Genomic DNA, 22,950 nt, shown 5'->3' with positions numbered 1-22,950 from the left:
GTTGACCGGTCGTAACGGAGCAGCGTTACCTGAACATTAAGTCAGGATTAGTTTGCTGCGTCGGAGAGCCGCGCCAGGGTTTCTTCGCGCCCCAGCACAAGCATCATGTCAAACACCGAAGGAGTTACCGCTCGACCCGCCAAAGCCGCCCGCAAGGGCCCAGCCAGCTTGCCGAACTTAATACCTTTCGCCTCAGCAAAGGCGTTGAGGGCTTCCTCCAGTTCGTTCCGCAACCAGCTAGCATTTTGCACGTGCGGCGTCAATTCACTTAGTATACCGTCGGATACAGTTTGCAGCGCTTTTGCCGCTTTCTCATCCGGTTCAACAGGGCGGGAAATCAGCGCAAAATGAGCTTTTTCAAGCAATTCCGGGAATGTTCGGGCCCGATCCTTGAGACAATACATCGCGCGTTCCAGATCACTGGATTGTGTCTGGGTGAGAGCTGGAAGGCCTGCCGCATTTAGGTAGCCTTCGATTTCATGCCGCAATGCAGCATCATCTGAAACCGCAATATGCTGCCCGCAGAGATTTTCGAGTTTTTTCAAGTCAAAGCGAGCAGGGCTTTTGCCGATTCCGTCTAGATCAAACCACTCTTTGGCTTGATCGTCGGTAAAAAACTCATCATCGCCATGGCTCCAGCCCAGACGCGCCAGATAGTTTCGCATACCAGCGGCCGGATAGCCCATAGCCTGATATTCCTGCGCGCCCAACGCACCGTGACGTTTCGATAGTTTCTTACCGTCCGGCCCGTGAATCAGAGGGATATGCGCCCACACCGGAACGTCCCAGCCCATCGCTTCATAGATCATCATCTGCCGCGCTGCGTTGTTCAGGTGATCGTCGCCCCGGATCACATGGGTCACGCCCATATCGTGATCGTCCACTACTACGGCTAGCATATAGACAGGCGTGCCGTCTGAGCGCAGCAGGACCATATCGTCCAACTGATCGTTGCGTATGGTCACGTCGCCTTGTACCTGATCGCGGATTACAGTGGCGCCATCCTGCGGTGCCCTAATGCGGATGACACACGGTGTGTCGGGATGTGTTGCCGGGTCGGCGTCACGCCAGGGGCTGCGGAACAGAGTGGATTTACCTTCGGCCTTTGCCTGTTCGCGGAATGCCGCGATCTCATCCTGCGTCGAAAAGCACTTATAGGCTTTACCTTCGGCTAGCAATTGATGCGCGACCTCGGCGTGGCGTTCGGCGCCTTCGAACTGGCTGATCACATGACCATCATGATCAAGACCCAGCCAAGCCATGCCTTGTAGAATGGCCGCTGTCGCTTCGGGTGTTGAGCGCTCGCGATCCGTGTCCTCGATCCGCAGCAGGAATTTACCGCCGCGTCCACGGGCATAGAGCCAGTTGAACAACGCAGTGCGGGCGCCGCCGATATGCAAAAAACCGGTGGGCGAGGGGGCGAAACGGGTGACGACCTGATCGGACATTGTGTGGATTAACCTTTTGGTAACCGTGTCTGGCATAGTTTGGCGTCTGTCTAACGAGCCCGAAGGACGGGGGCAACCATGCGTGTTCTGGCACGGGTCGACGCCGCTTTGCTGAACCAGACAGGGTATTTGTTTCAGTGGTCTCCGATTTGTCTGGCAATTGGCATCGGCCTTTATTTCAGCCTTCGGTTTGAACCGGAATGGCAAGTCTATGCTTGCCTTCTGTTGGCGGTCGTAATTTTGGTCTGGATCGTGCGCGCGCGGCGCAATGGTTGGGCTGCGTTGGCAATTGGGAGCGCACTGATCGCAGCCGGATTCATACTGGCCGGTGCGCGGGCCCACTCGGTCGCAGAGCCGGTCATGTCCTGGCGGTATTACGGCCCGATCGAGGGGCGGGTCGTAGCCATGGATCGCTCTGCGTCGGACGCGTTGCGGGTCACGCTGGATCGGGTTCGCATGGGGGATGTGCCCGCAGACCGCAGGCCGCAGCGCGTCCGGCTTTCGCTGCATGGCGGCTCGGCCTCATTGTTGCCAGGTCAAAAGATTATGACAACGGGGCATCTGTCCCCGCCGCAAGGGCCTGTCGAGCCCGGTGGATTTGATTTCCGCCGTCATGCTTGGTTTCAAGGTTTGGGGGCGGTGGGCTACACCCGGGTGCCGGTGATGACTATAGCGCCTGCAACCGACGCGACCGAGGGGGTTCGGATTACTGCCTTGCGGATGGCCATCTCGGAAAGGGTTCGCGCAATTCTGCCCGGTGAAATCGGTGGATTTGCAGCCGCGGTCACAACCGGAGATCGCAGTGGCATGGGGCAAGAGACGCTGAAATCCTTGCGCGCGTCGAATCTTGCGCACTTGCTGGCGATTTCTGGCCTTCACATGGGGCTGTTGACGGGGTTTGTATTTCTCGTTTTTCGGCTGGGCCTGTCCGCCATTCCTGCAGTTGCTCTAAGGCTGCCCATCCGCAAGCTGGCGGCGATATTTGCCCTGATCGCGGCGATCATCTACCTGATGTTGTCTGGAGGGAATGTTGCTACGGAGCGGGCATTTGTAATGGCCAGCGTTATGTTGGGCGCGATCCTGATAGACCGCCGCGCAATTTCCCTGCGAGCAGTGGCAGTGGCCGCGTTGATCGTAATGGTCTTGCGACCTGAATCTTTGTTGAGCCCTGGATTCCAGATGTCCTTTGCCGCAACTACGGCCCTTGTGGCGGTGTTTGGTTGGTTGCGGGACTATGGACCGATGCCCGGTCCGAAATGGTTGAAAGCCGTGACGGGGTTGCTGCTGTCGTCGGCCCTTGCCGGGCTCGCGACCGCTCCGATAGGGGCGGCCCATTTCAACACGATGTCGCACTATGGCTTGCTGGCCAACATGCTTTCGGTTCCGGTGATGGGAACAATAGTGGTGCCCGCCGCCTTTGTCGCGGCATTGCTGAGCCCCTTCGGACTCGAGGCTGTAGCATTGAAAGTCATGGGATTGGGGTTGGAGTGGATCCTGATCGTTTCGGACCGGGTGTCGTCCTTAAATGGCGCGCAGGGTTATGTGGTCAGCCCGCCGCATTATGTACTGCCCATGTTTGCGCTGGGGGCCTTGTGGTTGGCACTGTGGCAGGGCCGCGTGAAATGTATTGGGATCATTCCAGTTGTAACGGCGTTTCTGATGTGGGGCCAGGAGCATAGGCCGGAGATTTTGATTGCGGAATCAGGCGGCCTGGTAGGTGTCATGACTGAAAACGGCCGAGCGTTGAGCAAGGAAAGAGGCAGCGGTTTTATTGCCACTGTGTGGTTGGAAAATGACGGGGACGGGGTCGATCAGACAAAGGCCGCCAGCCGTTGGCCTGACGGCGTGAATATGGTTCAGCGTTATGTCTGGCGGGGCAAGGAACTGATTCATATCACCGGAAAACGCGCGGCTAAGGGTTTTGAAGAATGCCAACAAAACCAGATCGTAGTGTCTGCTGTTGATCTGGACCTGAACGGAGACTGCGGTCTGTTTGATCCCAATCGCCTGAAAGAGACTGGTAGCCTGGCTTTGTCAAAAGGTGGTATAACAACCAGCCGAGAAACGATCGGTCATCGCTTGTGGTCCCCGGTCATAACCGAGAACCGCAATGTCAAAGTGGATCAATAACTGCGGATCAATCCGACCAACCGCCCTTGCACCTTAACCTTGTCTTCGGGCAGAACGCGGGTTTCGTAGGCTGGGTTCGCAGCCTCTAGCGCTATGGCATTGCCGCGGCGGAAAAAGCGTTTAAGGGTAGCTTCCTGATCTTCGACCAATGCCACAACAATATCGCCATTGTCGGCCACTCTAGTCTCGCGGATCACCACGACATCGCCGTCATTGATACCGGCGTCGATCATCGAATCTCCGCGGACCTCAAGCGCATAGTGCTCTCCTTTGCCAGAAACCATGCTTCCCGGTACCGCGACACGGTGCGAAACGTGGCTGATCGCCTCAATCGGCACACCAGCCGCGATGCGGCCCATAACGGGAAGCTCCAAAGCATCCACGGTAACAGGTTCAAAATTCGCCGGGCGCGGGCCGTCGGGCCTATCACCCTCAATCACGCGGGGTTTGAAGGCGGCTGTTGGTTCGCCACCAAGGCTTTCGGGAAGCTTCACGATCTCAATCGCGCGTGCCCGGTGGGCGAGGCGGCGGATAAAGCCGCGTTCCTCCAGTGCAGTGATCAGGCGATGGATGCCGGATTTCGATCGTAAATCCAACGCGGCCTTCATTTCGTCGAAACTAGGCGGAACACCGTCCGCCTGAACGCGTTTGTGGATGAATTCCAACAAATCCAACTGTTTCTTGGTCAGCATTGCTCACACCTCGTCGGTCATGCGTTTTCTTTTGTTCTACGCATGTTCACGTTTTGTGTCAACGGATTTGAACGCGACCTAAATCGGCAGGTACAGAACGTCATCCCCTGCAGGGCGTGCCGGATCATGTGGTTCGCGGACCAACAGCGCGTTGGCTTGCGCCAGAACGCTAAGAAGCGAGCTGTCCTGATCGGAACAGGCGCGAATGCCATCGTCACTGAGAATGGCGCGCATATAATGTTCGCGTGGACCATTTTTGCTAACTGGTTCGGCCAGCTTGGCGCGCTGGAACGGGGATAAATTATGCTCGATGCCTAACATGCGGCGCATCATAGGGATTAGAAAGAGATACCCGCAAACCATTGCACTCACAGGGTTTCCTGGTAGGCCAACCATCGCTGCCTCACCCAATCGACCTGCCATCAGAGGTTTGCCAGGGCGCATGCGGATTTTGTAGAACGACCGCTCCAACCCCAATTTTTGCGAGACGTCAGCGACCAGATCGTATTCCCCAACCGAGGCACCACCTATTGTCACGACCAGATCAGAACCTTCAGTTAACCCAAACGCCGTTTCAAGCGATGAAACGGTATCGCGTGCAATCGGCAGAACGCGAACATGAGCGCCTGCGTTTTCTAACATCGCTTTCAGGCCAAACGTGTTCGAGGCAATGATCTGATCCGGGCCAGGTGTCTCGCCCGGCATCACCAACTCATCTCCGGTCGAGATCAACGCGACCACGGGTTTACGTCTGACAGGCACTACTGCGATGTTCATCGCCGCGAGAAGTGCGACGTCTTCAGGGCGCAGCATGCGTGGAGCGGTGATTTTGGTTCCGACAGTGAAGTCGGCACCAGCAGGCCGGATGTTTGTTTTAGATCCGGGGTCTTCCGTGATTGTCAGCAGATCGCCACGCCGTTCTGTATCCTCTTGAATAACAACGAAATTCGCCCCGTCGGGAACCGGGGCTCCCGTAAAGATACGAACGGCCTGGCCGGGCCCAACAGTGCCTTCAAAACGACATCCGGCTGCGGATTCGCCAACAACCTTGAACATGGCGTGCTGTTCGACTTCAGTCGATTTCAGCGCATATCCGTCCATGGAAGACGCAGCAAACGGGGGTTGATCACGGGTAGCGCTGAGATCTTGCGCCAACACGCGCCCCGCAGCTTCGGCAAGAGGAACCGTTTCTGCATCAAGCGGGGAAACGAGATCAAACAGCAGCGCCCGGGCGTCTTCGACCGTAATCATGTCGCTTCGTAACGTCCTGATTTACCGCCATCTTTCAGCAGAACTCGGATGCCGCCAATCTCCATCGCCTTATCAACTGCTTTGGTCATGTCATACACAGTCAGCGCTGCGGTCGAGACGGCAGTTAGTGCTTCCATTTCAACCCCGGTCTGGCCTGAGGTTTTGACGGTTGCCTCGATCTGTACGCCGGGCAAATCGGGGTCAAGCGTTAACTCAACCGCAACTTTGGTGACCGGCAATGGATGGCAGAGCGGGATCAGATCGGACGTTTTCTTAGCCCCCATGATGCCCGCCAGGCGAGCAATGCCTAGAACATCACCCTTCTTGGCGCGACCCTCTGAAATCAAATCAAAGGTTTCCTTTGCCATCTTGATGTGACCAGCCGCCACGGCAACACGGTCTGTAATGGCCTTGTCCGAAACGTCGACCATATGGGCTTGTCCCTGCGCATCAAAATGAGTCAGTGGCATCACATCACTCCGGGGATCAGCGGGTTTGCCAGCAATTGCCGGGTTGCGGCTGCGACATCATCCTGACGCATCAGGCTTTCACCGATCAGGAAACACCGCGCGCCATAGCGGGCGATATCGGCCAGGTCTTCCGGCGTGCTCAGCCCGCTTTCACAAACAATAGTTCGGTCGCCGGGTACCAGTTTCGACAAACGTCGCGTTGTATCCAGCGAGGTTTCGAACGTCTTGAGATTGCGGTTATTTATCCCGATCAGTCGGCTTTTCAGTTGTGTCGCACGTTCCAGTTCGGCCTCATCGTGGACTTCGATCAGCACGTCCATGCCCCAGTCAAACGCCGTTTGCTCCAACTCTGCCGCCTGACCGTCTTCGACCGAGGCCATGATGATCAGGATACAATCGGCCCCCAAGGCACGCGCTTCGACCACTTGATAGGGGTCGTACATGAAATCCTTACGCAAAGCGGGCAGCGAGGTCGCGGCACGTGCCGAAGTCAGATACTCTTTAGCGCCCTGAAAGCTGGGCGTGTCAGTCAAAACAGACAGACAGGCTGCACCGCCGTCTTCATAAGCCTTGGCCAGAACGGGCGGATCGAAATCCGGGCGGATCAGGCCCTTGGACGGGCTGGCCTTTTTTACCTCGGCGATCAGGCCATAGCCGCGGCGCGTTGCCTTCTGCAAGCTTTCGGCAAAACCTCGCACTTCGGGTGCAAATCTTGCTTCACTCTCCAGTTCTTCCAAGGACTTATCAGCCTTATCTGCCGCAACTTCTTCCAGCTTATAGGCTTTGATTTTGTCCAGTACCGTCTCGGTCATGCGGCCTCCTGAGTCATGCGGGCCAGTACGGCGATTTTTTCTTTGGCTTTTCCGCTGTCGATGCTTTCAACGGCTTTTGCAACCCCGTCCCGTAGGTCGGAGGCAGCGTCTGCGACCACCAGCGCGGCGGCCGAGTTCAAAAGAACCGCGTCGCGATAGGCCGAGGGCTGTCCGTCCAGCAGCGCGCGGAAGGCGACGGCGTTTTCTTCGGGCGTGCCGCCGAGAATATCCTCGAACGGGTGCACTGGCAGACCTGCGTCTTCGGGGTGGAGTTCGACTTCTTTGACTGCGCCATCTTCCAGCGCGGCAACCCAGCTGATGCCTGTAATGGTCAACTCATCGGTGCCGTCCGAGCCGTGCACCAGCCAAGCGCGGTCAGATCCCAGTAGGCCCAGTGTTTCGGCCATGGGTCGGATCAGGTCGCGGCTGAATGCTCCGGTCAGCTGACGTTTAACACCCGCAGGGTTCGTCAATGGACCAAGAATGTTGAAGATCGTGCGGGTTCCAAGCTCTTGCCGCGAAGGCATGACATGGGCGATGGCCGGGTGATGCATTGGTGCCATCATAAAGCCGATGCCGGCCTCTTTCAAAGCATTTTCAACGGTTTCCGCACCGACCATGACGTTGATTCCCAGTTGTCCCAACGCATCGGCGGCCCCGGATTTTGAGCTGAGATTGCGATTGCCGTGCTTGGCAACGGTGACACCGGCACCGGCAACAACAAAAGCTGTGGCGGTCGAGATATTCAGCGTGCCTTTGCCGTCCCCTCCGGTTCCAACAATATCCATCGCACCGGCAGGCGCGCTGACGGCGTTGCACTTGGCGCGCATTACGGCGGCGGCGGCGGCGTATTCCTCGACCGTTTCACCGCGGGTACGCATGGCCATCAACAACCCACCAATCTGGCTGGGTGTGGCTTCGCCGTCGAACAGGATGCCAAAGGCCTGTTCGGCCTCGGCGCGGGTCAGAGGCCGGTCGGCGGCGGCTCCGATCAGCGGTTTCAGAGCGTCGCTCATGCAGGAACTTTCATCTCAGACAGGAAATTCTTGAGCAGGGCATGACCATGTTCGGAGGCGATGGATTCCGGGTGGAACTGAACGCCATGAATCGGCAGCTCTTTGTGCTGCAAGCCCATGATGGTGCCATCGTCCAGCTCTGCCGTGACTTCAAGACAATCGGGCAGTGTATTCGGATCAACCACCAACGAGTGGTACCGGGTCGCCTCGAATGGCGTGGGAAGTCCGGCAAACACTCCTTTGCCGGTGTGGTGCATCATACCCATTTTGCCATGTACGATTTCATGGCAGCGGATCACGTCGCCGCCAAAGGCCTGTCCGATGGTCTGATGACCAAGGCAGACCCCCAACAGCGGTATTTTCGTTTCAGCCGCGGCCTCGGTCAGGGCTAGGCAAATACCGGCCTGATCCGGATCACAAGGGCCAGGGCTTAGCAGGATGCCGGACGGGTTCATAGCCATGGCTTCCTGAACGTCTAAGGCGTCATTCCGCCGAATAACCATCTCGGCGCCAAGTTCGCCTAAATAATGTACCAGGTTGTAGGTAAACGAGTCGTAGTTGTCGATCAGCAGCAGCATTTGGGCACTTGTCTCGGATTGGGCATTTCGGACTGGCGATGCAGCCCTTAGCCACGGTATAATGTCGGGACATACATGCTCAGGCTTGTGCGGCAGCGTCAAGGGGACATCCCATTCTTGGCGCCGCGACAAGCAAATGCCGCAGCAGACGGCGAACATGTGATTGAAGCAGGGCCAAGACGAGAGGCATTTGTTATGGGCGGATTTGTTGGCGGAATGATCGTGGGAGCGGTCAGCGTTATTGCATTGGGGGCAGTGTTGTCGCTGAACATGCCGCTGAGCAGCAAACCGGACGTGGCGGTTTCCGTGCCCAAACCTTCCGCGGTTGAGGTGCCGGATACTGTTGCAGATGCAACCGATGCCGTTGGCGACGCCGATGTGCTGGATCTGCCGCCCACGTCACCCGAAGCCGTCGGCGATCAGAGCGACACATTGGCTGAAATATCGGATGTCGAGGTTGAGTCTGATGCACTACCCGAGGTGAAAGCGGATGTGGAGCAAGGTAGTGCGCCGAGTGTTGCCCAATCTGCACCGGTGACCGTAGTAGCAGAGGCACCGGTTGCTCCGAAAACTGTGCCGGTGTCGCAAGGATCTCCTAACTCCGACTCTACGCCCGAGGTGTCGTTGGAGGTGCCTGAACCTCAACCTGAACCGGTCATAGAACAGGAGCCCGAAGTTGCAGAGGTCGAACCGAAGCCGGATTCCGAGGTTACCGACACTCAAACACAACCAGAGCCCGAGGTGGCAGCGATCGCTGACCCGGAGGCAGAGGAAAATCCATTCACCGACAGCCCGATTGCGGTTGAAGGTGACGAAGATACTGCACCGCGCAAACTGCCCCGGATTGCTTCGGTTCCGCAGATCGGTGGGGCTGATCAAGCTGCCACGATTCCGTCAATCGGCAAACGCATAGTGCCGTTGACCGAGCGTGATGACGTTGTGGAAGTAAGCACAACCAGCACCGAGACAATTATCCCAGGCAAACCAATCGAGGCATATGCCGCCAAATTCGAGAACCCGGAATCCAAACCGTTGATGTCGATCATCTTGATCGACGACGAAGGGGCCTATGGGGCCGAAGCCCTGCGCGATTTTCCGTACCCGCTGAGTTTTGCTGTCAGCCCGTCTGATCCGGAGGCCGTCGAAAAAATGGCACGACATCGCGAAGCCGGGTTCGAAGTTCTGGCCATGGCGGACCTACACGAAGCCTCCAGCGCGCAGGATGCCGAAGTGTCATTGGCCGTGTGGCTCGACACACTTCCGGAAACAGTGGGTATACTCGAGGGGGTTGATTCTGGGATTCAAGGCAACCGCAAACTGGCTGATCAGGTGGCCGCGATCGCCGCAGACACCGGTCGCGGTTTGATCACGCAAGACAATGGTCTGAACACGGTGCAAAAGCTGGCCGCACGTAACGGCGTGCCATCGGGTGTGATCTTCCGCGATATCGACGGCGCGCGTCAGGACCCCCAGATCATGCGCCGGTTCCTCGATCAGGCCGCGTTTCGCGCCGGGCAGGAGGGCACGGTCGTGATGCTGGGACGTCTGCGTCCCGACACGATCTCAGCCCTGTTGCTGTGGGGGCTTGAAGATCGGGGTAGCCGTGTAGCAATGGCCCCAATCTCGGCGGTGATGATGAAAGAAGTTCAGTAGAACTAGAACTGGAAAAACGGCTGGCCCTAATACGGCCAGCTTTTTTTTATGCGTTACCCGAACCTGTAAACCGGGATGCGTCAGCGGCCGCGCGGCGAATGGCGTTCGATTTATGGACGGTTTCCATAAATTCCGCCTCGGGGTCGCTATCATAAACAACTCCGCCGCCGGCTTGAATATAAAGCTTCTGATCTTTCACGATGGCCGTGCGCAGGGCGATACACATATCCATGTCGCCTCCGGCACTAAAATAGCCGACACCGCCGCCATAAACACCGCGCTTTTCAGGCTCCAACTCATCGATGATCTCCATTGCGCGTACTTTTGGCGCGCCCGAGACTGTGCCTGCAGGCATCCCGGCAAAGAAGGCGTCCAGCGCGTCTTTGTCTTCGGCCAACTCTCCGACCACGTTCGACACAATGTGCATCACGTGGCTGTACCGTTCGATGATGAACTCTTCGGTCGGACGCACTGTTCCAATCTTGGCCACACGGCCCGTGTCGTTGCGGCCCAGATCCAACAGCATCAGATGTTCTGCCAACTCTTTCTTGTCGGCCAGCAGATCGAGTTCGTTGGCCTTGTCCTCTTCGGGCGTGGCGCCGCGCGGACGGGTCCCTGCGATGGGGCGGATCGTCACCTCGTCGCCAAAGACACGTACCAGAATTTCAGGGCTGGCACCGACCACCTGAAAGCCGCCAAAGTTGAAATAGAACATGAACGGAGACGGATTGGTGCGCCGCAACGACCGATAGAGCGTAAAGGGCGGCAGCGGGAAGTCCTGCGTCCAACGCTGCGCCGGAACTACCTGAAAGATGTCACCTGCACGGATATATTCCTTGGCCTTTTCAACTGCTTCCATATAGCCGGATTTGGTGAAGTTCGACACGGGCGATGCCACCTCGGACGCATCGCCCAGATCACGGGTTTCTGCGGGCATAGCGCGTTCCAGATCGCGCACGGCGTCCATGACACGCTCGGCGGCTTGCGCATAGGCGGCTTTAGCTGATTGCCCTTCAGCCACCCAAGCAGGTGAGACGACCGTGACCTCGCCCTTCACGCCATCAAGAACCGCGATGACAGACGGGCGCAACATAATTGCATCCGGCAATCCTAATGGATCAGGGTTCACATTGGGCAAGTACTCGACCAGCCGAACCATGTCATAGCCCAGATAGCCAAACAGCCCCGCCGCTGATTGCGGCAGATCATCTGGCAGTTCAATCCGGCTTTCGGCCAGCAGCGCACGCAGGTTATCCATCGGGTTACCGTCCTGCGACGAAAACGCGTCGGCGTCGAAGCGGGCCGAGCGGTTTAGCTCGGATGTTTCACCCCGGCAGCGCCAGATCAAGTCCGGCTTCATCCCGATAATCGAGTATCGGCCCCGAACCTCACCACCAGTCACGGATTCCAACATGAAGGCGTCTTTCTGCGCGCCCGTCAGCTTGAGCATCAGGGACACAGGCGTATCCAGATCAGCCGCTAAGCGGGTGTAAACGACCTGATTTTCGCCTGCCGCATAGGCACGGGCGAAGCTGTCAAACTCGGGGGTCAGGGCCATATTCGGTCTCTTTTAATAGCTCGACTGCACTGCGTTCAGCGCGCGTTGGTCAATCACAGGACGAGCGCGGGTCTGAGCGTCGCGTACATAGGCGTCAAATATGTTCTGAGCTAGAGCTTGATTCAGCTGTGCCTCAAGCGCGGTCTGGGCTTGCCGTAGTTCATCTGTTTCGGCTGGCGGCAGCAGTTCTTCAAGGCGTACGATAAACGCGGTGTCGTTGCCTGGGACAACGCGCAGCTCAGCGGGTTCCATCTCGAACACTTGGGCCATGAAATCTGTCGGCACATCCTCAAGGAAAGCGGTGCGAGTCAGAGCGTTCTCCACCCGGAACGGCAGGCCGGTGGCAGTGAAGTCGCCATCAGATTTCAGTTGTTCCAGAACAGTATTGGCTTGGTCTGCCAATGCCCTTCCGGTTTCCACTAGCGTCCAGGCAGCAGCCACACGGTCACGTGCACTCTCCAGAGGCTCGGGGCGCTGAGGCAGCACTTCGTTCAGTCGTAGCGCAAAAATCGAGCCGTCTTCAAGGAACGCGACCTCAGGGAAATCGCCTTCGTTCACGGCTTCGGCAGCGGCGCGGAAACCGTCATAAGCGGCGACGCCTTCGCCGCTTTCGCGGGTCCAGTCGATCTGGCCCAACTCCATCTCGGTCTCACCGATCAGCTCTTCCAGTGTGGCGCCACCGGCAAGCAGGTCGTCAATATCTTCGGCCTGGGCTTCGATTTGACGACGCGCACGGTCGGCGGCCAATTCCTCGCGCAGGGCAGGGGCGGCATCTTCGAACGGCGTGTTGTTTTCGGCCAGCGACCCGTTGATGCGGAACAGCGCCGGGCCGAAGGTCGAAGGTAGCGGGCCAACGACCGTATCCAGATCAGCGGCAAAGACAGCATCGGCGGCATCGCCCAGATCTTCGCGGGTGACATCGCCAAGGTCGATATCGCTCAGCTCTAGCTGACGATCCCGCACAAGATTTTCGAACGTTGTGCCACCGACCTCAAGCTGAGCCATCGCATGCTTCGCATCTTCTTCGTTGGGATAGGTCAGTCGTTCGACCAGACGACGCTCGGGCTGGTGGAATTCAGAGGCGCGCTGGTCATAGAGGCGACGCACCGCATCCTCGTCAACTTCAACACTGTCCAGCAACATGTCAGGCGACAGGATCGCATAGGTTAGTTGCTTGGTGCGGGGCAGGGTGAACTGATCCTGGTTCTCATCGTAATAGGTCTGAATCTGTTCGTCCGTGGGTGCAGGAACGGGCGAGGTCAGAGCGTCAGGTCCGACTGTCGCAACGGTAAAGCTGCGACGCGCGCCAACATAGTCTGTCAACACTTGCGTCAGTAGCGCAGGCATCTCAACTCCGCTGACCACAGCGTTTTGCACAATAGTGCGCGAAGATTCCTTACGCAGATCCGATTCGAATTCCGAATCCGTCATGCCAGCCTGTTCCAGCTGAAACTGATAAGCTTCGCGGTCAAACGTGCCATTAACACCCTGAAAGGCTGGGATGGCGACGATCTCTTCTTGCAGGTTTTCGTCCCCAATAGAAATGCCCAACTCGCCGACTTCGTTATCCAGCGCGGCCAAAGCGGTTAGGCGCGACAGGGCCAGTTGGTCCAGTCCGAACTCATGTGCCTGCGACATTTGCAGGGGCTGGCCGGTCTGGCTCTCGACCGCGCGGATTTCACGCTGCAGTTCGCGAACATATTGGTTGATCGAAACCTCTTCGTTCCCGACCTGCGCGACCGTGCGTACGGTGCCGGTCAGGCTTGTGGCGCCAAAGCCTGCAAGGCCCAGCATCAATAGGCCCATGAGAATCCAGACAAAGGTCTTCGATAGGTTTTTCATGCCTGCGGCCATGGTGCCCTCTTATTCTGCGGCAATAACTGCCCTGTCGGTTGCGGCCCTGAATACGACGCGCACCGCCGGGGGGCAAGCTCAGAAGGACAGGGCCTGCAGCCGTTCGAACAATTGCTGAATTCCAGCGCGGTCCAGATTGGCGAACGCCACGCGCACCTGCCGTTTTCCGGCGGGATCATCATGCGGCATAAACATGGTTCCGGGCAGCAGAAGAACACCGACCTCGGACACCAGGCGGCGGGCCAACTCGTCCGAGGGGATGTCGAATGGATGTTCGAAATAGGCAAAATAAGCCCCCAGCCCCAGCAAGCGCCAACCTTTGTCAGTCAGGCGCGGCAATTGCTCTTGGATCGCGGCGCGTCGATCGAGGATTTCGTCGCGCTCTCCGGCGACCCATTGTGACAGGTTCCGCATCCCCCAAAGGGCTGCGAATTGGCCGATCTGACCGGGGCAGATCGCCATTGTATCCAGGAACTTTTCAACTTCGGACAGCAAGTTTGCGCTGGTTGCAATTGCGCCAACGCGATGACCGGTCAGGCGATATGCTTTGGAAAAGGAATAGAGGTGAACCAGTGTCTGGTCCCATCCGGGTTGCCCGAACAGATCATGAGGTGGGCCGCTGCGGCTGTCGAAATCGCGATAGGTCTCATCCACCACTAGGCGCACACCCTTTTCGCGGGCCAGATCATAAAACGCGCGGACGAGGTCTGCCGGGTATTCCACACCGCCCGGATTGTTCGGCGTCACCAGTGCGATGGCCCGGGTCTTGTCAGTGATCAAAGCGCGGGCGGCGTCTGGATCAGGCAGTAGATCATCACCGGTTTTCAGGTCAATTGCGTGTACACCTGCCATGTCCAGCCACATTTTGTGATTGAAATACCATGGGGTTGGCAGGATGACCTCATCCCCTTCGTCAGTGATGGCAGAGATTGTGGCGGCAAATGCCTGATTACAGCCCGAGGTGATTGCGACCTGATCTGGTGCGATCTCGGCGGCATAGTAATGACCAATTTGCGCCGCCAGTTCGGTACGCAAGTCTGGATTGCCCAGAACCGGCCCATACAGATGCGCCTGGTCTTCGGTCAACGCAAACTCGGCCATGGCCTGACGCAATGCCAAGGGCGGCGGATCGACCGGTGCGGCCTGGCTGACGTTAATCAGAGGCCGGTTTTCAGGAAAGTTCGCGCCCTCCAGCCAGCGCCGCGCCTCCATCACCGGAGGGGCGAAGGTGGCGGCGGTGCGTGTCCGGGTCATGTGTGGTCCTAGATGTTCAGGAAATGATCAGTCGGTGCCGCGATAGGGCTCGACATATTGCAGGGCCATATCCCAAGGGAAGAAAATCCAGGTGTCCTGGCTGACCTCGGTAATGAACGTATCCACCATCGGACGGCCTTTGGGCTTGGCATAGACAGTAGCGAAATGCGCCTTGGGGTACATCGCGCGCACCAGTTCCAACGTTTTGCCGCTGTCGACCAGGTCGTCGATAATCAGTACACCTTCGCCATCGCCCATCAGTTCGGCATCCGGGGCTTTCAGCACCTCGGCTTCGCCTTGCTCCTGATGGTGATAGGACCGCACGCTAATCGTATCGACGGTGCGGATATCCAGCTCGCGGCTGACGATCATCGCGGGCGCCATGCCGCCACGGGTGATCGCAACTACGGCACGCCAGGCCCCATCATTCGGGCCCTGACCATCCAGACGCCACGCCAAAGCGCGTGAGTCGCGGTGAATCTGGTCCCAACTGATGTGAAAGCCTTTTTCGTGGGGCAGGCGGTCCTTGGCGCTCATGACTTAACCCTTTTCAACGTCCGGGGCGTCGACGGCTTTCATGCCGACGATGTGATATCCCGAATCTACGTGCAGATTCTCGCCTGTGACGCCGCTGCTGAGATCGGACAGCAGATACAGAGCAGACTTGCCAACATCGTCGATGGTCACGTTGCGGCGCAGGGGCGAGTTATACTCGTTCCACTTCATGATATAGCGGAAGTCGCCAATACCGCTGGCGGCTAGCGTCTTGATCGGACCTGCAGAGATCGAGTTCACGCGGATACCATCCTTGCCCAAATCCTCGGCTAGATATTTGACCGATGCTTCCAGCGCTGCCTTCGCGACACCCATGACGTTATAGTGTGGCATCACCTGCTCGGCACCGTAATAGGTCAAAGTGATTGCGCTGCCGCCTTCGGACATCATCTTTTCCGCGCGCTGCATTACGGCGGTGAAAGAATAAACCGACACATCCATCGTTAGCTTAAAATTCGCACGGCTGGTGTCGACGTACCGACCACGCAGTTCGTTCTTGTCGGAAAAGCCAATCGCGTGAACGACGAAATCAAGCTTGCCCCATTTCTGTTCCAGTTCTGAGAACAGAGAATCAATCGATTCCTCGTCGCCGACATCGCAGGGCAGAACAATTTCACTGCCTAATTGCGCTGCCAGTGGGTCGACCCGCTTTTTCAGAGCTTCGCCCTGATAAGAAAAGGCCAGATCGGCTCCGGCGTCGGATAAAGCGCGCGCAATGCCCCATGCGATCGATTTGTCATTGGCCAGTCCCATGATGAGGCCGCGTTTTCCGGCCATCAACTGATTTGACATGTTTGGTTCTCCGCCTGTCTTCGCGATTTGTTGAGTTGGTTTATGCCATTGGGTGCGCTGCATCAAGGCCGCGTACTCTTGCCCGCAGCGGGTTCTCGCCCTAGGGTAGCCAATAATAGTTTCCGGGGGATGGAAATGACCGAACGTGACGGCATTTTCGCTGGCACCGATCCGTTTGAAATAGCGGCGCGGTGGTTGGGCGAGGCCAAAGACAACGAACCGAATGATCCCAATGCGATAGCGTTGGCGACAGTCGATTCTGATGGCATGCCAAATGTGCGCATGGTGCTGTTGAAGGAAATCGAATCCGGAGCGTTCGTGTTTTACACCAATTACGAAAGTGCCAAGGCGGCCGAATTGGATTTGGCAGGTAAAGCAGCTTTTGTGATGCATTGGAAATCTTTGCGGCGGCAAATCCGTGTTCGTGGTACAATAACCCGGGAAAGCGGTGCGCAAGCCGATGAGTATTATGCGTCCCGCTCGCTAAAAAGCCGTCTTGGGGCCTGGGCTTCGAAGCAGTCTCAGCCCCTTAGCAGTCGGTCTGCACTGATGGCAGAAGTTGCAAAGGTGACCGCGAAACTGGGGCCGAACCCTCCGCGACCACCGTTCTGGGGCGGGTACAGGTTGGTACCGACCGAGATCGAGTTTTGGGCCGATGGTGCATTCCGTTTGCACGATAGGTTCCAGTGGCGCCGGGATCACGAAGACTCGGCATGGGATGTACAAAGGTTGAATCCATGACGTTCGCGTATCGTGAAATGCAACACGAAGGAAACAAAGGATTTTTTCGGCTTGAATTTGCGGACCAATCCCATACACATCGGACCCTTAACGAACCATTAATTTTCGCGATGGGAAAACCGTGCCAGAAGATCTGAACAACATGTACCGCGTCCGTGGACACGTGAAATGGTTCGACCCCGCCAAGGGGTACGGGTTTGTCGTGTCTGACGAAGGCGGCCCGGATATTCTGTTGCATGTGAATGTGTTGCGAAATTTCGGTCAAAGCTCGGTCGCCGATGGTGCCGGGATCGAGATCATGACACATCGCACCGACCGCGGGGTTCAGGCGGTCGAGGTTATCAGCGTTGATCCACCTGCGCGTGCCGACTCGATGCTGCTGGCGGATTTCGCTGAACTTGATCCGGTGGTGATCGCCGAAGCTCCGTTGGAGGCGGCTCGGGTGAAATGGTTCGACAAGGGTAAGGGCTTTGGCTTTGCCAATGTTTTTGGCCGGGGCGAGGATGTGTTCTTGCATATCGAAGTTCTGCGCCGATCCGGCCTGGCCGATCTGCAACCGGGAGAAGCGCTGGCTATGCGTGTCATCAGCGGCAAGCGCGGGCGCATGGCAGCTCAGGTTTTAGCCTGGGAAGCGGCACTGGACGAATAATCACCGATGAACAGACTGTTAGCGGTTCTTGCAAGTGTAACAATGCTATGGGCCGGTGACGTACTGGCTGCGTGCCAGATGGATCGGGTCGGGCTTCGGAACGACAAGACTCAGATCAATTTCAACATAGAACTTGCCATCAGCCCGCAGGACAGGGCTCGCGGGTTGATGTTTCGCGAGTCGCTCCCGCAGCGGTCCGGAATGCTGTTCGTGTTCGACCCGCCGCAGCGAGTCGCTTTCTGGATGAAAAATACACTGATTCCCTTGGATATCATTTTTGTGGATCGCACAGGCACTGTCGTCCATGTGCACGAGAACGCGATTCCCGAAGATGAATCGCTGATCGAAGGCGGGAATTCGGTCTATGCTGTGTTGGAAATCAACGCTGGGTTGGCGGCCCGTTACTTGATCACCCCAGGAACACAGATGCAGCACGAAATTTTTTCGCAAGGTCCTGCAATTTGGGCCTGTTAGGGCTTTTCAAATCAGAAAGGCAACGTTAGGAAGGCGCACGGTCCGGGGCGTGGCGCAGTCTGGTAGCGCACCTGTTTTGGGTACAGGGGGTCGTAGGTTCGAATCCTGCCGCCCCGACCACTTCTTTCACTTATGTTGGTGAACCACCCATTTGCTGGAACAGCGCGCCAAGCGCCTGATCCAGTGTTTGGCTTTCCACAGGAACTTTAACAGCCGGGCCGTTTCTTCGCGGTACGTTAAAGAACAACTCGGCATCTACGCGATACCCTGAGGAATTCTTGGTCGACGTCATGCGCATGACGCTTTTCGGCAGGTCCTGAGGGTAGCCATCGTAATTGAGAATCAGGAACGCTGTTGTATCCGGCGGCAGAAACTCCTGGCATTCGAACACCCGATTCCCCACTTTCTCAAAGTTTTCGCCTGGCCCGGCGCACTGAGTCTCGAATGTGTCAAACAGTCGTTCGGGGTAGGCTTCGAACTGCGCACTGCGGGAAGGTAAGGGCACGTCTTGTGGTGTACAGGCCACTATAAGGGCTATTGCAGGTAGAAATCGAAATGCCGTCATGTCCTTTGAGCCTCTCGATTTTCCATTCTGCACGTGAACCTTCCCGTCTAGTCCCGCAGTTAGCGGTGTTCTGATTCCCAGTCAGCCTAGCCATCTTACAGCGGGATTACCAAATGCCGGTAACTCCGCTGAGAAAAACAGTTAATTCAGATAAGAGAATTTCAACTCCGGCACCATGATCCGTGGATGAACCTGTGGGGGAATCGGAAATCCAAGCCCGGCAAGTGCCCGGAACGGTTGGGTCAACTAAAAAGATTTAAAAAATGAATGAAAATGGCGTTGACGATCTATGGCTGAATACGCCAAGTTGTATGGGCCGAAAGATATGCCACTAAATCTGGTAGCATAACCAGGGTAAGGCATAGGGCGAGGGTCGGAAAGCACATCTATTAAACGTGCAACCGTTTAGGCGGTTTCGCGCTGTTAAAGACAGCGACCGGTCATTTGCGCCCAATTTTCAGGCATGGCGTGCGGATCGCTGAAATGCATCTGACGCAAAACGGACAAGTTGATTGAATCTAGGGCTGCGGACATGAAGATTGACAGGAAATTCACTAAATCGGGGCAAGACGCATACGCAGAACTGGACTTTGTCTCTGCGACTTCTGAGATTCGAAACCCTGATGGCACCATTGTTTTTCGTCTGGATGAAATCGAAGTTCCCGCAAAGTGGAGCCAAGTCGCCAGCGATGTCATCGCGCAGAAATATTTCCGGAAGGCTGGCGTTCCATCAGCACTGAAAAAGGTCAAAGAAAAGGATGTCCCCGAATTCCTGTGGCGCTCGGTTCCCGCGGAAGGTGCTGAATTTGGTGGTGAAACCTCGTCGAAGCAGGTGTTTGATCGTCTCGCCGGGGCTTGGGCCTATTGGGGTTGGAAGGGTGGCTATTTCTCAACCGAAGAAGATGCGCGCGCCTATTTTGACGAGATGCGCTATATGCTGGCGACCCAGCGGGCCGCACCCAACAGCCCTCAGTGGTTCAATACCGGTCTGCATTGGGCCTATGGAATCGACGGCCCGGCGCAAGGCCATCACTATGTCGATTACAAAACTGGCAAGCTGACCAAATCGAAATCCGCTTACGAACACCCGCAGCCGCACGCGTGTTTTATCCAGTCCGTCGATGATGATTTGGTGAACGAGGGCGGCATCATGGATCTGTGGGTGCGCGAGGCGCGCCTGTTCAAATATGGCTCGGGTACCGGGACCAACTTCAGCCATCTGCGTGCAGAAGGCGAAGCGCTGTCGGGTGGCGGCAAGTCCTCGGGCCTCATGGGCTTTCTCAAGATCGGCGACCGCGCCGCTGGCGCGATCAAATCAGGCGGAACAACCCGTCGAGCAGCAAAGATGGTGATCGTCGATGCAGATCACCCGGACATCGAGCAATTCATCGAATGGAAGGTGATCGAAGAGCAGAAGGTGGCCTCGATCGTTGCCGGATCAAAGATGCACGAGAAGATGCTGAATGGCATTTTCGAGGCCATCCGCAGCTGGGACGGCGCGCAGGATGATGCGTATGATCCCAATAAGAATGACAGCCTGAAGAAAGCGGTTCGCGAGGCGAAAAAGGTCGCGATCCCAGAAACTTACATTAAGCGTGTTCTGGATTACGCGAAGCAGGGTCATGACAGCATCGAATTCCCGACCTATGACACGGACTGGGATTCGGAAGCATATAGCTCGGTTTCGGGCCAGAACTCGAACAACTCGATTCGTGTGACCAACGCATTCCTGACCGCAGTTGAAAAAGACGCGGATTGGGAGTTGATCAACCGGACCGATGGCAAGGTTGCCAAGACCGTCAAGGCGCGCGACCTGTGGGAGAAAGTCGGCCACGCTGCTTGGGCCTGTGCCGATCCGGGTATCCAGTTCCACGATACTGTTAATGAATGGCACACTTGCCCTAAAGATGGCGAGATCCGCGGCTCGAACCCGTGCTCGGAATACATGTTCCTTGATGACACGGCCTGTAACCTGGCGTCGATGAACCTGCTGACTTTCCTTAAAGATGGTGAGTTCCAGGCGGCGGACTATATGCATGCTTCGCGCCTGTGGACCCTGACACTGGAAATCTCGGTGACAATGGCGCAGTTCCCGTCGAAGGAAATCGCACAGTTGTCCTATGACTTCCGTACGCTGGGTCTGGGTTATGCGAACATCGGTGGCTTGCTGATGAACATGGGCTACAGCTACGACTCGGATGAGGGTCGGGCAATCTGCGGCGCGCTGACTGCGATCATGACCGGTGTAGCATACGCGACTTCCGCCGAGATCGCTGGCGAGTTGGGCGCGTTTAAAGGTTACGAGCGCAACGCCGAGCATATGCTTCGCGTCATCCGCAACCACCGCCGCGCGTCGCAAGGCGTGACCCAAGGCTACGAGAAACTGGCGGTTAAACCGGTGCCACTGGACCACGGCAACTGCCCGGACAAGCGTCTGATTGACTTGGCCATGTCGGCCTGGGATGAGGCACTGACCCTGGGCGAAAAGAACGGCTACCGCAACGCGCAGGCCACTGTGATTGCACCGACCGGCACCATCGGTCTGGTCATGGATTGTGACACCACCGGGATTGAGCCAGACTTTGCTCTGGTCAAGTTCAAGAAGCTTGCAGGCGGCGGTTACTTCAAGATCATCAACCGCTCGGTGCCTTCGGCATTGGAAAAGCTGGGTTATTCCTCGGCTCAGATCGAAGAGATTGTGGGTTACGCAGTTGGCCACGGCACCATTGGCAACGCGCCGGGGATCAACCATACTTCTCTGACCGGCCACGGTTTTGGCCCTAATGAGCTGGCCAAGGTGGACGCCGCGCTGGAAAGCGCCTTCGACATCCGGTTTGTCTTCAACCAGTGGACTCTGGGCGAGGACTTCTGCACCGGCGTTCTGGGCATCCCGGCGACTAAGCTGAACGACCCGACCTTCGACCTGCTGCGCCATCTGGGTTTTACCAAAGCGGATATCGACGCGGCCAACGATCATGTCTGCGGAACCATGACGCTGGAAGGCGCGCCGCATCTGAAGGAAGAGCACTATTCGATTTTCGATTGCGCCAATCCGTGTGGCAAGAAAGGCAAACGTTTCCTGGGGGTTGATAGCCACATCACCATGATGGCGGCGGCGCAGAGCTTTATCTCGGGTGCGATCTCGAAGACGATCAACATGCCGAACGATGCGACCATTGAGGATTGTCAGAAGGCTTATGAACTCAGCTGGTCGCTGGGCGTGAAGGCCAACGCGTTGTATCGCGATGGCTCGAAACTGTCGCAGCCACTGGCGGCGGCTCTTGTCGAGGATGACGACGAGGCAGCGGAAGTTCTGGAAAGCGGATCGGCACAGGAGAAAGCCGTTGTTCTGGCAGAGAAGGTAATCGAGAAGGTTGTGGTCAAGGAAATGATCCGCAGCCATCGCGAGAAACTGCCGCATCGCCGCAAGGGCTATACCCAAAAGGCGATCGTGGGCGGCCACAAAGTCTATCTGCGGACCGGTGAGTTCGAAGACGGCAAGCTGGGCGAGATTTTCATCGACATGCACAAGGAAGGCGCTGGCTTCCGGGCGATGATGAACAACTTTGCCATCGCGGTCTCGGTCGGCCTGCAATACGGCGTGCCGCTTGAGGAATTCGTAGACGCCTTTACCTTCACCAAATTCGAGCCGGCGGGGATGGTACAGGGCAACGACTCGATCAAGAACGCAACGTCGATCCTGGATTACATCTTCCGCGAGCTGGCAGTGTCCTATCTGGATCGAACCGATTTGGCCCATGTGAAACCCGAAGGCGCAACCTTCGACGATCTGGGCCGGGGCGAGGAAGACGGTTTGTCGAATGTCTCGGAGATTAGCGACAGCGCGGCGACTAAATCCTTGGAAGTGCTGAAACAAATCAGTTCGACCGGCTATCTACGCAAACGTTTGCCGCAGGACCTGATGGTGTTTAACGGCGGTCAGGCCGAGGTGAACGGTATGTCTGAAACAGCAGCTTCATTTGAAGCTCCTGTCGCGGATACAGCGGTTGCAACCGGTATGGATGCACGCACCAAAGCCAAGATGCAGGGGTATGAGGGTGACCCATGCGGCGAATGCGGAAACTACACGCTGGTGCGCAACGGCACCTGCATGAAATGCAACACTTGCGGCGCGACCAGCGGGTGTAGCTAAGGCAAACGCCCCGCCAGGCGGGGTGTAGGGACCTAGGATTTCCCCCCCGGATTTCCGGTCCCGACGAATACGGAGCAAGGCAAAGCCTGAGACTTACCACTAGGCGTCTTGTTCCACTCGGCCGACATGCCCGTGTTGGCCGGGAACAGGGTGGGGCGGAATATTTGCTCTTTCCCACTCTTTCACGGGGCGGGTGCGCTCGTCCCATGCGCAGTCCAGGCCGCAGGCAAAAAAACACCGGGCGGTCAACGAAATGAGCCTGGAAGGCGAAACTGACAGGGGGCTTCGGCCCCCTTTCTTTTTTC

19 protein-coding genes and 1 tRNA gene are annotated in these 22,950 nt (G+C 57.1%); 7 read left to right on the top strand and 13 right to left on the bottom strand.

Annotation, left to right across the window (positions count from 1 at the left end; genetic code table 11):
- Window positions 1-47: 47 nt before the first annotated feature.
- The gene (gene gltX, locus ACR0DT_RS02555) at window positions 48-1,448 is read right to left on the bottom strand and encodes a glutamate--tRNA ligase (RefSeq protein WP_480709242.1); all 1,401 of its coding nucleotides are present in this window, start codon (window positions 1,446-1,448) and stop codon (window positions 48-50) included.
- Window positions 1,449-1,526: 78 nt separating this feature from the next.
- Between gltX and ACR0DT_RS02550 the strand changes: the two genes are divergently transcribed.
- Complete coding sequence (locus tag ACR0DT_RS02550; RefSeq protein WP_480709241.1) at window positions 1,527-3,578, top strand: ComEC/Rec2 family competence protein; 2,052 nt, start codon at window positions 1,527-1,529, stop codon at window positions 3,576-3,578.
- Here the strand turns inward: ACR0DT_RS02550 and lexA are convergent.
- The 6 genes from lexA to ACR0DT_RS02520 form a co-directional block, all read right to left on the bottom strand.
- A complete protein-coding gene (gene lexA / locus ACR0DT_RS02545) occupies window positions 3,572-4,270 on the bottom strand; it encodes a transcriptional repressor LexA (RefSeq protein WP_480709240.1) in 699 nt (232 codons plus the stop codon). The genes ACR0DT_RS02550 and lexA overlap by 7 nt on opposite strands.
- A 78-nt stretch (window positions 4,271-4,348) precedes the next feature.
- Entirely contained in the window at window positions 4,349-5,521 is a 1,173-nt protein-coding gene (locus ACR0DT_RS02540; protein WP_480709239.1) for a molybdopterin molybdotransferase MoeA, read from the bottom strand.
- On the bottom strand, window positions 5,518-5,991 hold the full coding sequence (gene moaC / locus ACR0DT_RS02535; RefSeq protein WP_480709238.1) for a cyclic pyranopterin monophosphate synthase MoaC: 474 nt from the start codon (window positions 5,989-5,991) through the stop codon (window positions 5,518-5,520). Before moaC ends, ACR0DT_RS02540 begins: the two co-directional genes overlap by 4 nt.
- Window positions 5,991-6,803 (bottom strand): indole-3-glycerol phosphate synthase TrpC, encoded by an 813-nt coding sequence (gene trpC / locus ACR0DT_RS02530; RefSeq protein ID WP_480709237.1) that lies wholly within the window; start codon window positions 6,801-6,803, stop codon window positions 5,991-5,993. The genes moaC and trpC overlap by 1 nt, the downstream gene beginning before the upstream one ends.
- A complete protein-coding gene (gene trpD / locus ACR0DT_RS02525) occupies window positions 6,800-7,819 on the bottom strand; it encodes an anthranilate phosphoribosyltransferase (RefSeq protein ID WP_480709236.1) in 1,020 nt (339 codons plus the stop codon). Before trpD ends, trpC begins: the two co-directional genes overlap by 4 nt.
- Entirely contained in the window at window positions 7,816-8,397 is a 582-nt protein-coding gene (locus ACR0DT_RS02520; RefSeq protein ID WP_480709235.1) for an anthranilate synthase component II, read from the bottom strand. The genes trpD and ACR0DT_RS02520 overlap by 4 nt, the downstream gene beginning before the upstream one ends.
- 117 nt (window positions 8,398-8,514) lie before the next feature.
- Here ACR0DT_RS02520 and ACR0DT_RS02515 point away from each other — a divergent pair, with 117 nt between their 5' ends.
- Window positions 8,515-10,050 carry a divergent polysaccharide deacetylase family protein gene (locus tag ACR0DT_RS02515; protein ID WP_480709234.1) on the top strand — a complete coding sequence of 512 codons (1,536 nt, stop codon included), beginning with the start codon at window positions 8,515-8,517 and terminating at the stop codon, window positions 10,048-10,050.
- 46 nt (window positions 10,051-10,096) lie between these two features.
- Here ACR0DT_RS02515 and trpE read toward each other — a convergent pair whose 3' ends face one another.
- The 5 genes from trpE to fabI form a co-directional block, all read right to left on the bottom strand.
- The gene (gene trpE, locus ACR0DT_RS02510) at window positions 10,097-11,608 is read right to left on the bottom strand and encodes an anthranilate synthase component I (RefSeq protein ID WP_480709233.1); all 1,512 of its coding nucleotides are present in this window, start codon (window positions 11,606-11,608) and stop codon (window positions 10,097-10,099) included.
- 12 nt (window positions 11,609-11,620) lie between these two features.
- Window positions 11,621-13,462: a peptidyl-prolyl cis-trans isomerase gene (locus tag ACR0DT_RS02505; protein WP_480709232.1), complete on the bottom strand. Its 1,842-nt coding sequence runs from the start codon at window positions 13,460-13,462 to the stop codon at window positions 11,621-11,623.
- 78 nt (window positions 13,463-13,540) lie between these two features.
- Complete coding sequence (locus ACR0DT_RS02500) at window positions 13,541-14,716, bottom strand: aminotransferase (RefSeq protein ID WP_480709231.1); 1,176 nt, start codon at window positions 14,714-14,716, stop codon at window positions 13,541-13,543.
- 27 nt (window positions 14,717-14,743) lie between these two features.
- Window positions 14,744-15,253 carry a xanthine phosphoribosyltransferase gene (gene gpt, locus ACR0DT_RS02495; protein ID WP_480709230.1) on the bottom strand — a complete coding sequence of 170 codons (510 nt, stop codon included), beginning with the start codon at window positions 15,251-15,253 and terminating at the stop codon, window positions 14,744-14,746.
- 3 nt (window positions 15,254-15,256) lie between these two features.
- On the bottom strand, window positions 15,257-16,063 hold the full coding sequence (gene fabI, locus ACR0DT_RS02490) for an enoyl-ACP reductase FabI (protein WP_480709229.1): 807 nt from the start codon (window positions 16,061-16,063) through the stop codon (window positions 15,257-15,259).
- Window positions 16,064-16,198: 135 nt separating this feature from the next.
- Here fabI and pdxH point away from each other — a divergent pair, with 135 nt between their 5' ends.
- The 4 genes from pdxH to ACR0DT_RS02470 all read left to right on the top strand — a co-directional run bounded on the left by pdxH (window position 16,199) and on the right by ACR0DT_RS02470 (window position 18,047).
- Window positions 16,199-16,804, top strand: a complete 606-nt coding sequence (pdxH, locus tag ACR0DT_RS02485; protein ID WP_480709228.1) for a pyridoxamine 5'-phosphate oxidase — start codon at window positions 16,199-16,201, stop codon at window positions 16,802-16,804.
- Between the two features lie 142 nt (window positions 16,805-16,946).
- Window positions 16,947-17,453: a cold-shock protein gene (locus ACR0DT_RS02480; RefSeq protein ID WP_480709650.1), complete on the top strand. Its 507-nt coding sequence runs from the start codon at window positions 16,947-16,949 to the stop codon at window positions 17,451-17,453.
- A 6-nt stretch (window positions 17,454-17,459) separates the two neighbouring features.
- On the top strand, window positions 17,460-17,927 hold the full coding sequence (locus ACR0DT_RS02475) for a DUF192 domain-containing protein (RefSeq protein WP_480709227.1): 468 nt from the start codon (window positions 17,460-17,462) through the stop codon (window positions 17,925-17,927).
- A 43-nt stretch (window positions 17,928-17,970) separates the two neighbouring features.
- A tRNA-Pro gene (locus ACR0DT_RS02470) sits at window positions 17,971-18,047 on the top strand.
- Between the two features lie 10 nt (window positions 18,048-18,057).
- Here ACR0DT_RS02470 and ACR0DT_RS02465 read toward each other — a convergent pair.
- Window positions 18,058-18,492: a hypothetical protein gene (locus ACR0DT_RS02465; RefSeq protein WP_480709226.1), complete on the bottom strand. Its 435-nt coding sequence runs from the start codon at window positions 18,490-18,492 to the stop codon at window positions 18,058-18,060.
- A 532-nt stretch (window positions 18,493-19,024) separates the two neighbouring features.
- Here ACR0DT_RS02465 and ACR0DT_RS02460 point away from each other — a divergent pair.
- Window positions 19,025-22,645, top strand: coding sequence for a vitamin B12-dependent ribonucleotide reductase (locus ACR0DT_RS02460; protein WP_480709225.1), 3,621 nt, complete (start codon window positions 19,025-19,027; stop codon window positions 22,643-22,645).
- Window positions 22,646-22,950: the final 305 nt, after the last annotated feature.

It is taken from the genome of Ruegeria sp. BI11, assembly GCF_056538005.1.
This window is presented reverse-complemented; position numbering and strand designations above follow the sequence as displayed.

Coding starts and splice junctions, on each gene's coding strand:
- ACR0DT_RS02480 (WP_480709650.1), top strand. CDS start 16,947: ATGTACCGCGTCCGTGGACACGTGAAATGGTTCGACCCCGCCAAGGGG.
- gpt (WP_480709230.1), bottom strand. CDS start 15,253: ATGAGCGCCAAGGACCGCCTGCCCCACGAAAAAGGCTTTCACATCAGT.
- ACR0DT_RS02505 (WP_480709232.1), bottom strand. CDS start 13,462: ATGGCCGCAGGCATGAAAAACCTATCGAAGACCTTTGTCTGGATTCTC.
- ACR0DT_RS02460 (WP_480709225.1), top strand. CDS start 19,025: ATGAAGATTGACAGGAAATTCACTAAATCGGGGCAAGACGCATACGCA.
- ACR0DT_RS02465 (WP_480709226.1), bottom strand. CDS start 18,492: ATGACGGCATTTCGATTTCTACCTGCAATAGCCCTTATAGTGGCCTGT.
- trpE (WP_480709233.1), bottom strand. CDS start 11,608: ATGGCCCTGACCCCCGAGTTTGACAGCTTCGCCCGTGCCTATGCGGCA.
- trpC (WP_480709237.1), bottom strand. CDS start 6,803: ATGACCGAGACGGTACTGGACAAAATCAAAGCCTATAAGCTGGAAGAA.
- ACR0DT_RS02550 (WP_480709241.1), top strand. CDS start 1,527: ATGCGTGTTCTGGCACGGGTCGACGCCGCTTTGCTGAACCAGACAGGG.
- fabI (WP_480709229.1), bottom strand. CDS start 16,063: ATGTCAAATCAGTTGATGGCCGGAAAACGCGGCCTCATCATGGGACTG.
- ACR0DT_RS02540 (WP_480709239.1), bottom strand. CDS start 5,521: ATGATTACGGTCGAAGACGCCCGGGCGCTGCTGTTTGATCTCGTTTCC.
- ACR0DT_RS02475 (WP_480709227.1), top strand. CDS start 17,460: ATGAACAGACTGTTAGCGGTTCTTGCAAGTGTAACAATGCTATGGGCC.
- pdxH (WP_480709228.1), top strand. CDS start 16,199: ATGACCGAACGTGACGGCATTTTCGCTGGCACCGATCCGTTTGAAATA.
- ACR0DT_RS02520 (WP_480709235.1), bottom strand. CDS start 8,397: ATGCTGCTGCTGATCGACAACTACGACTCGTTTACCTACAACCTGGTA.
- moaC (WP_480709238.1), bottom strand. CDS start 5,991: ATGCCACTGACTCATTTTGATGCGCAGGGACAAGCCCATATGGTCGAC.
- gltX (WP_480709242.1), bottom strand. CDS start 1,448: ATGTCCGATCAGGTCGTCACCCGTTTCGCCCCCTCGCCCACCGGTTTT.
- lexA (WP_480709240.1), bottom strand. CDS start 4,270: ATGCTGACCAAGAAACAGTTGGATTTGTTGGAATTCATCCACAAACGC.
- ACR0DT_RS02500 (WP_480709231.1), bottom strand. CDS start 14,716: ATGACCCGGACACGCACCGCCGCCACCTTCGCCCCTCCGGTGATGGAG.
- trpD (WP_480709236.1), bottom strand. CDS start 7,819: ATGAGCGACGCTCTGAAACCGCTGATCGGAGCCGCCGCCGACCGGCCT.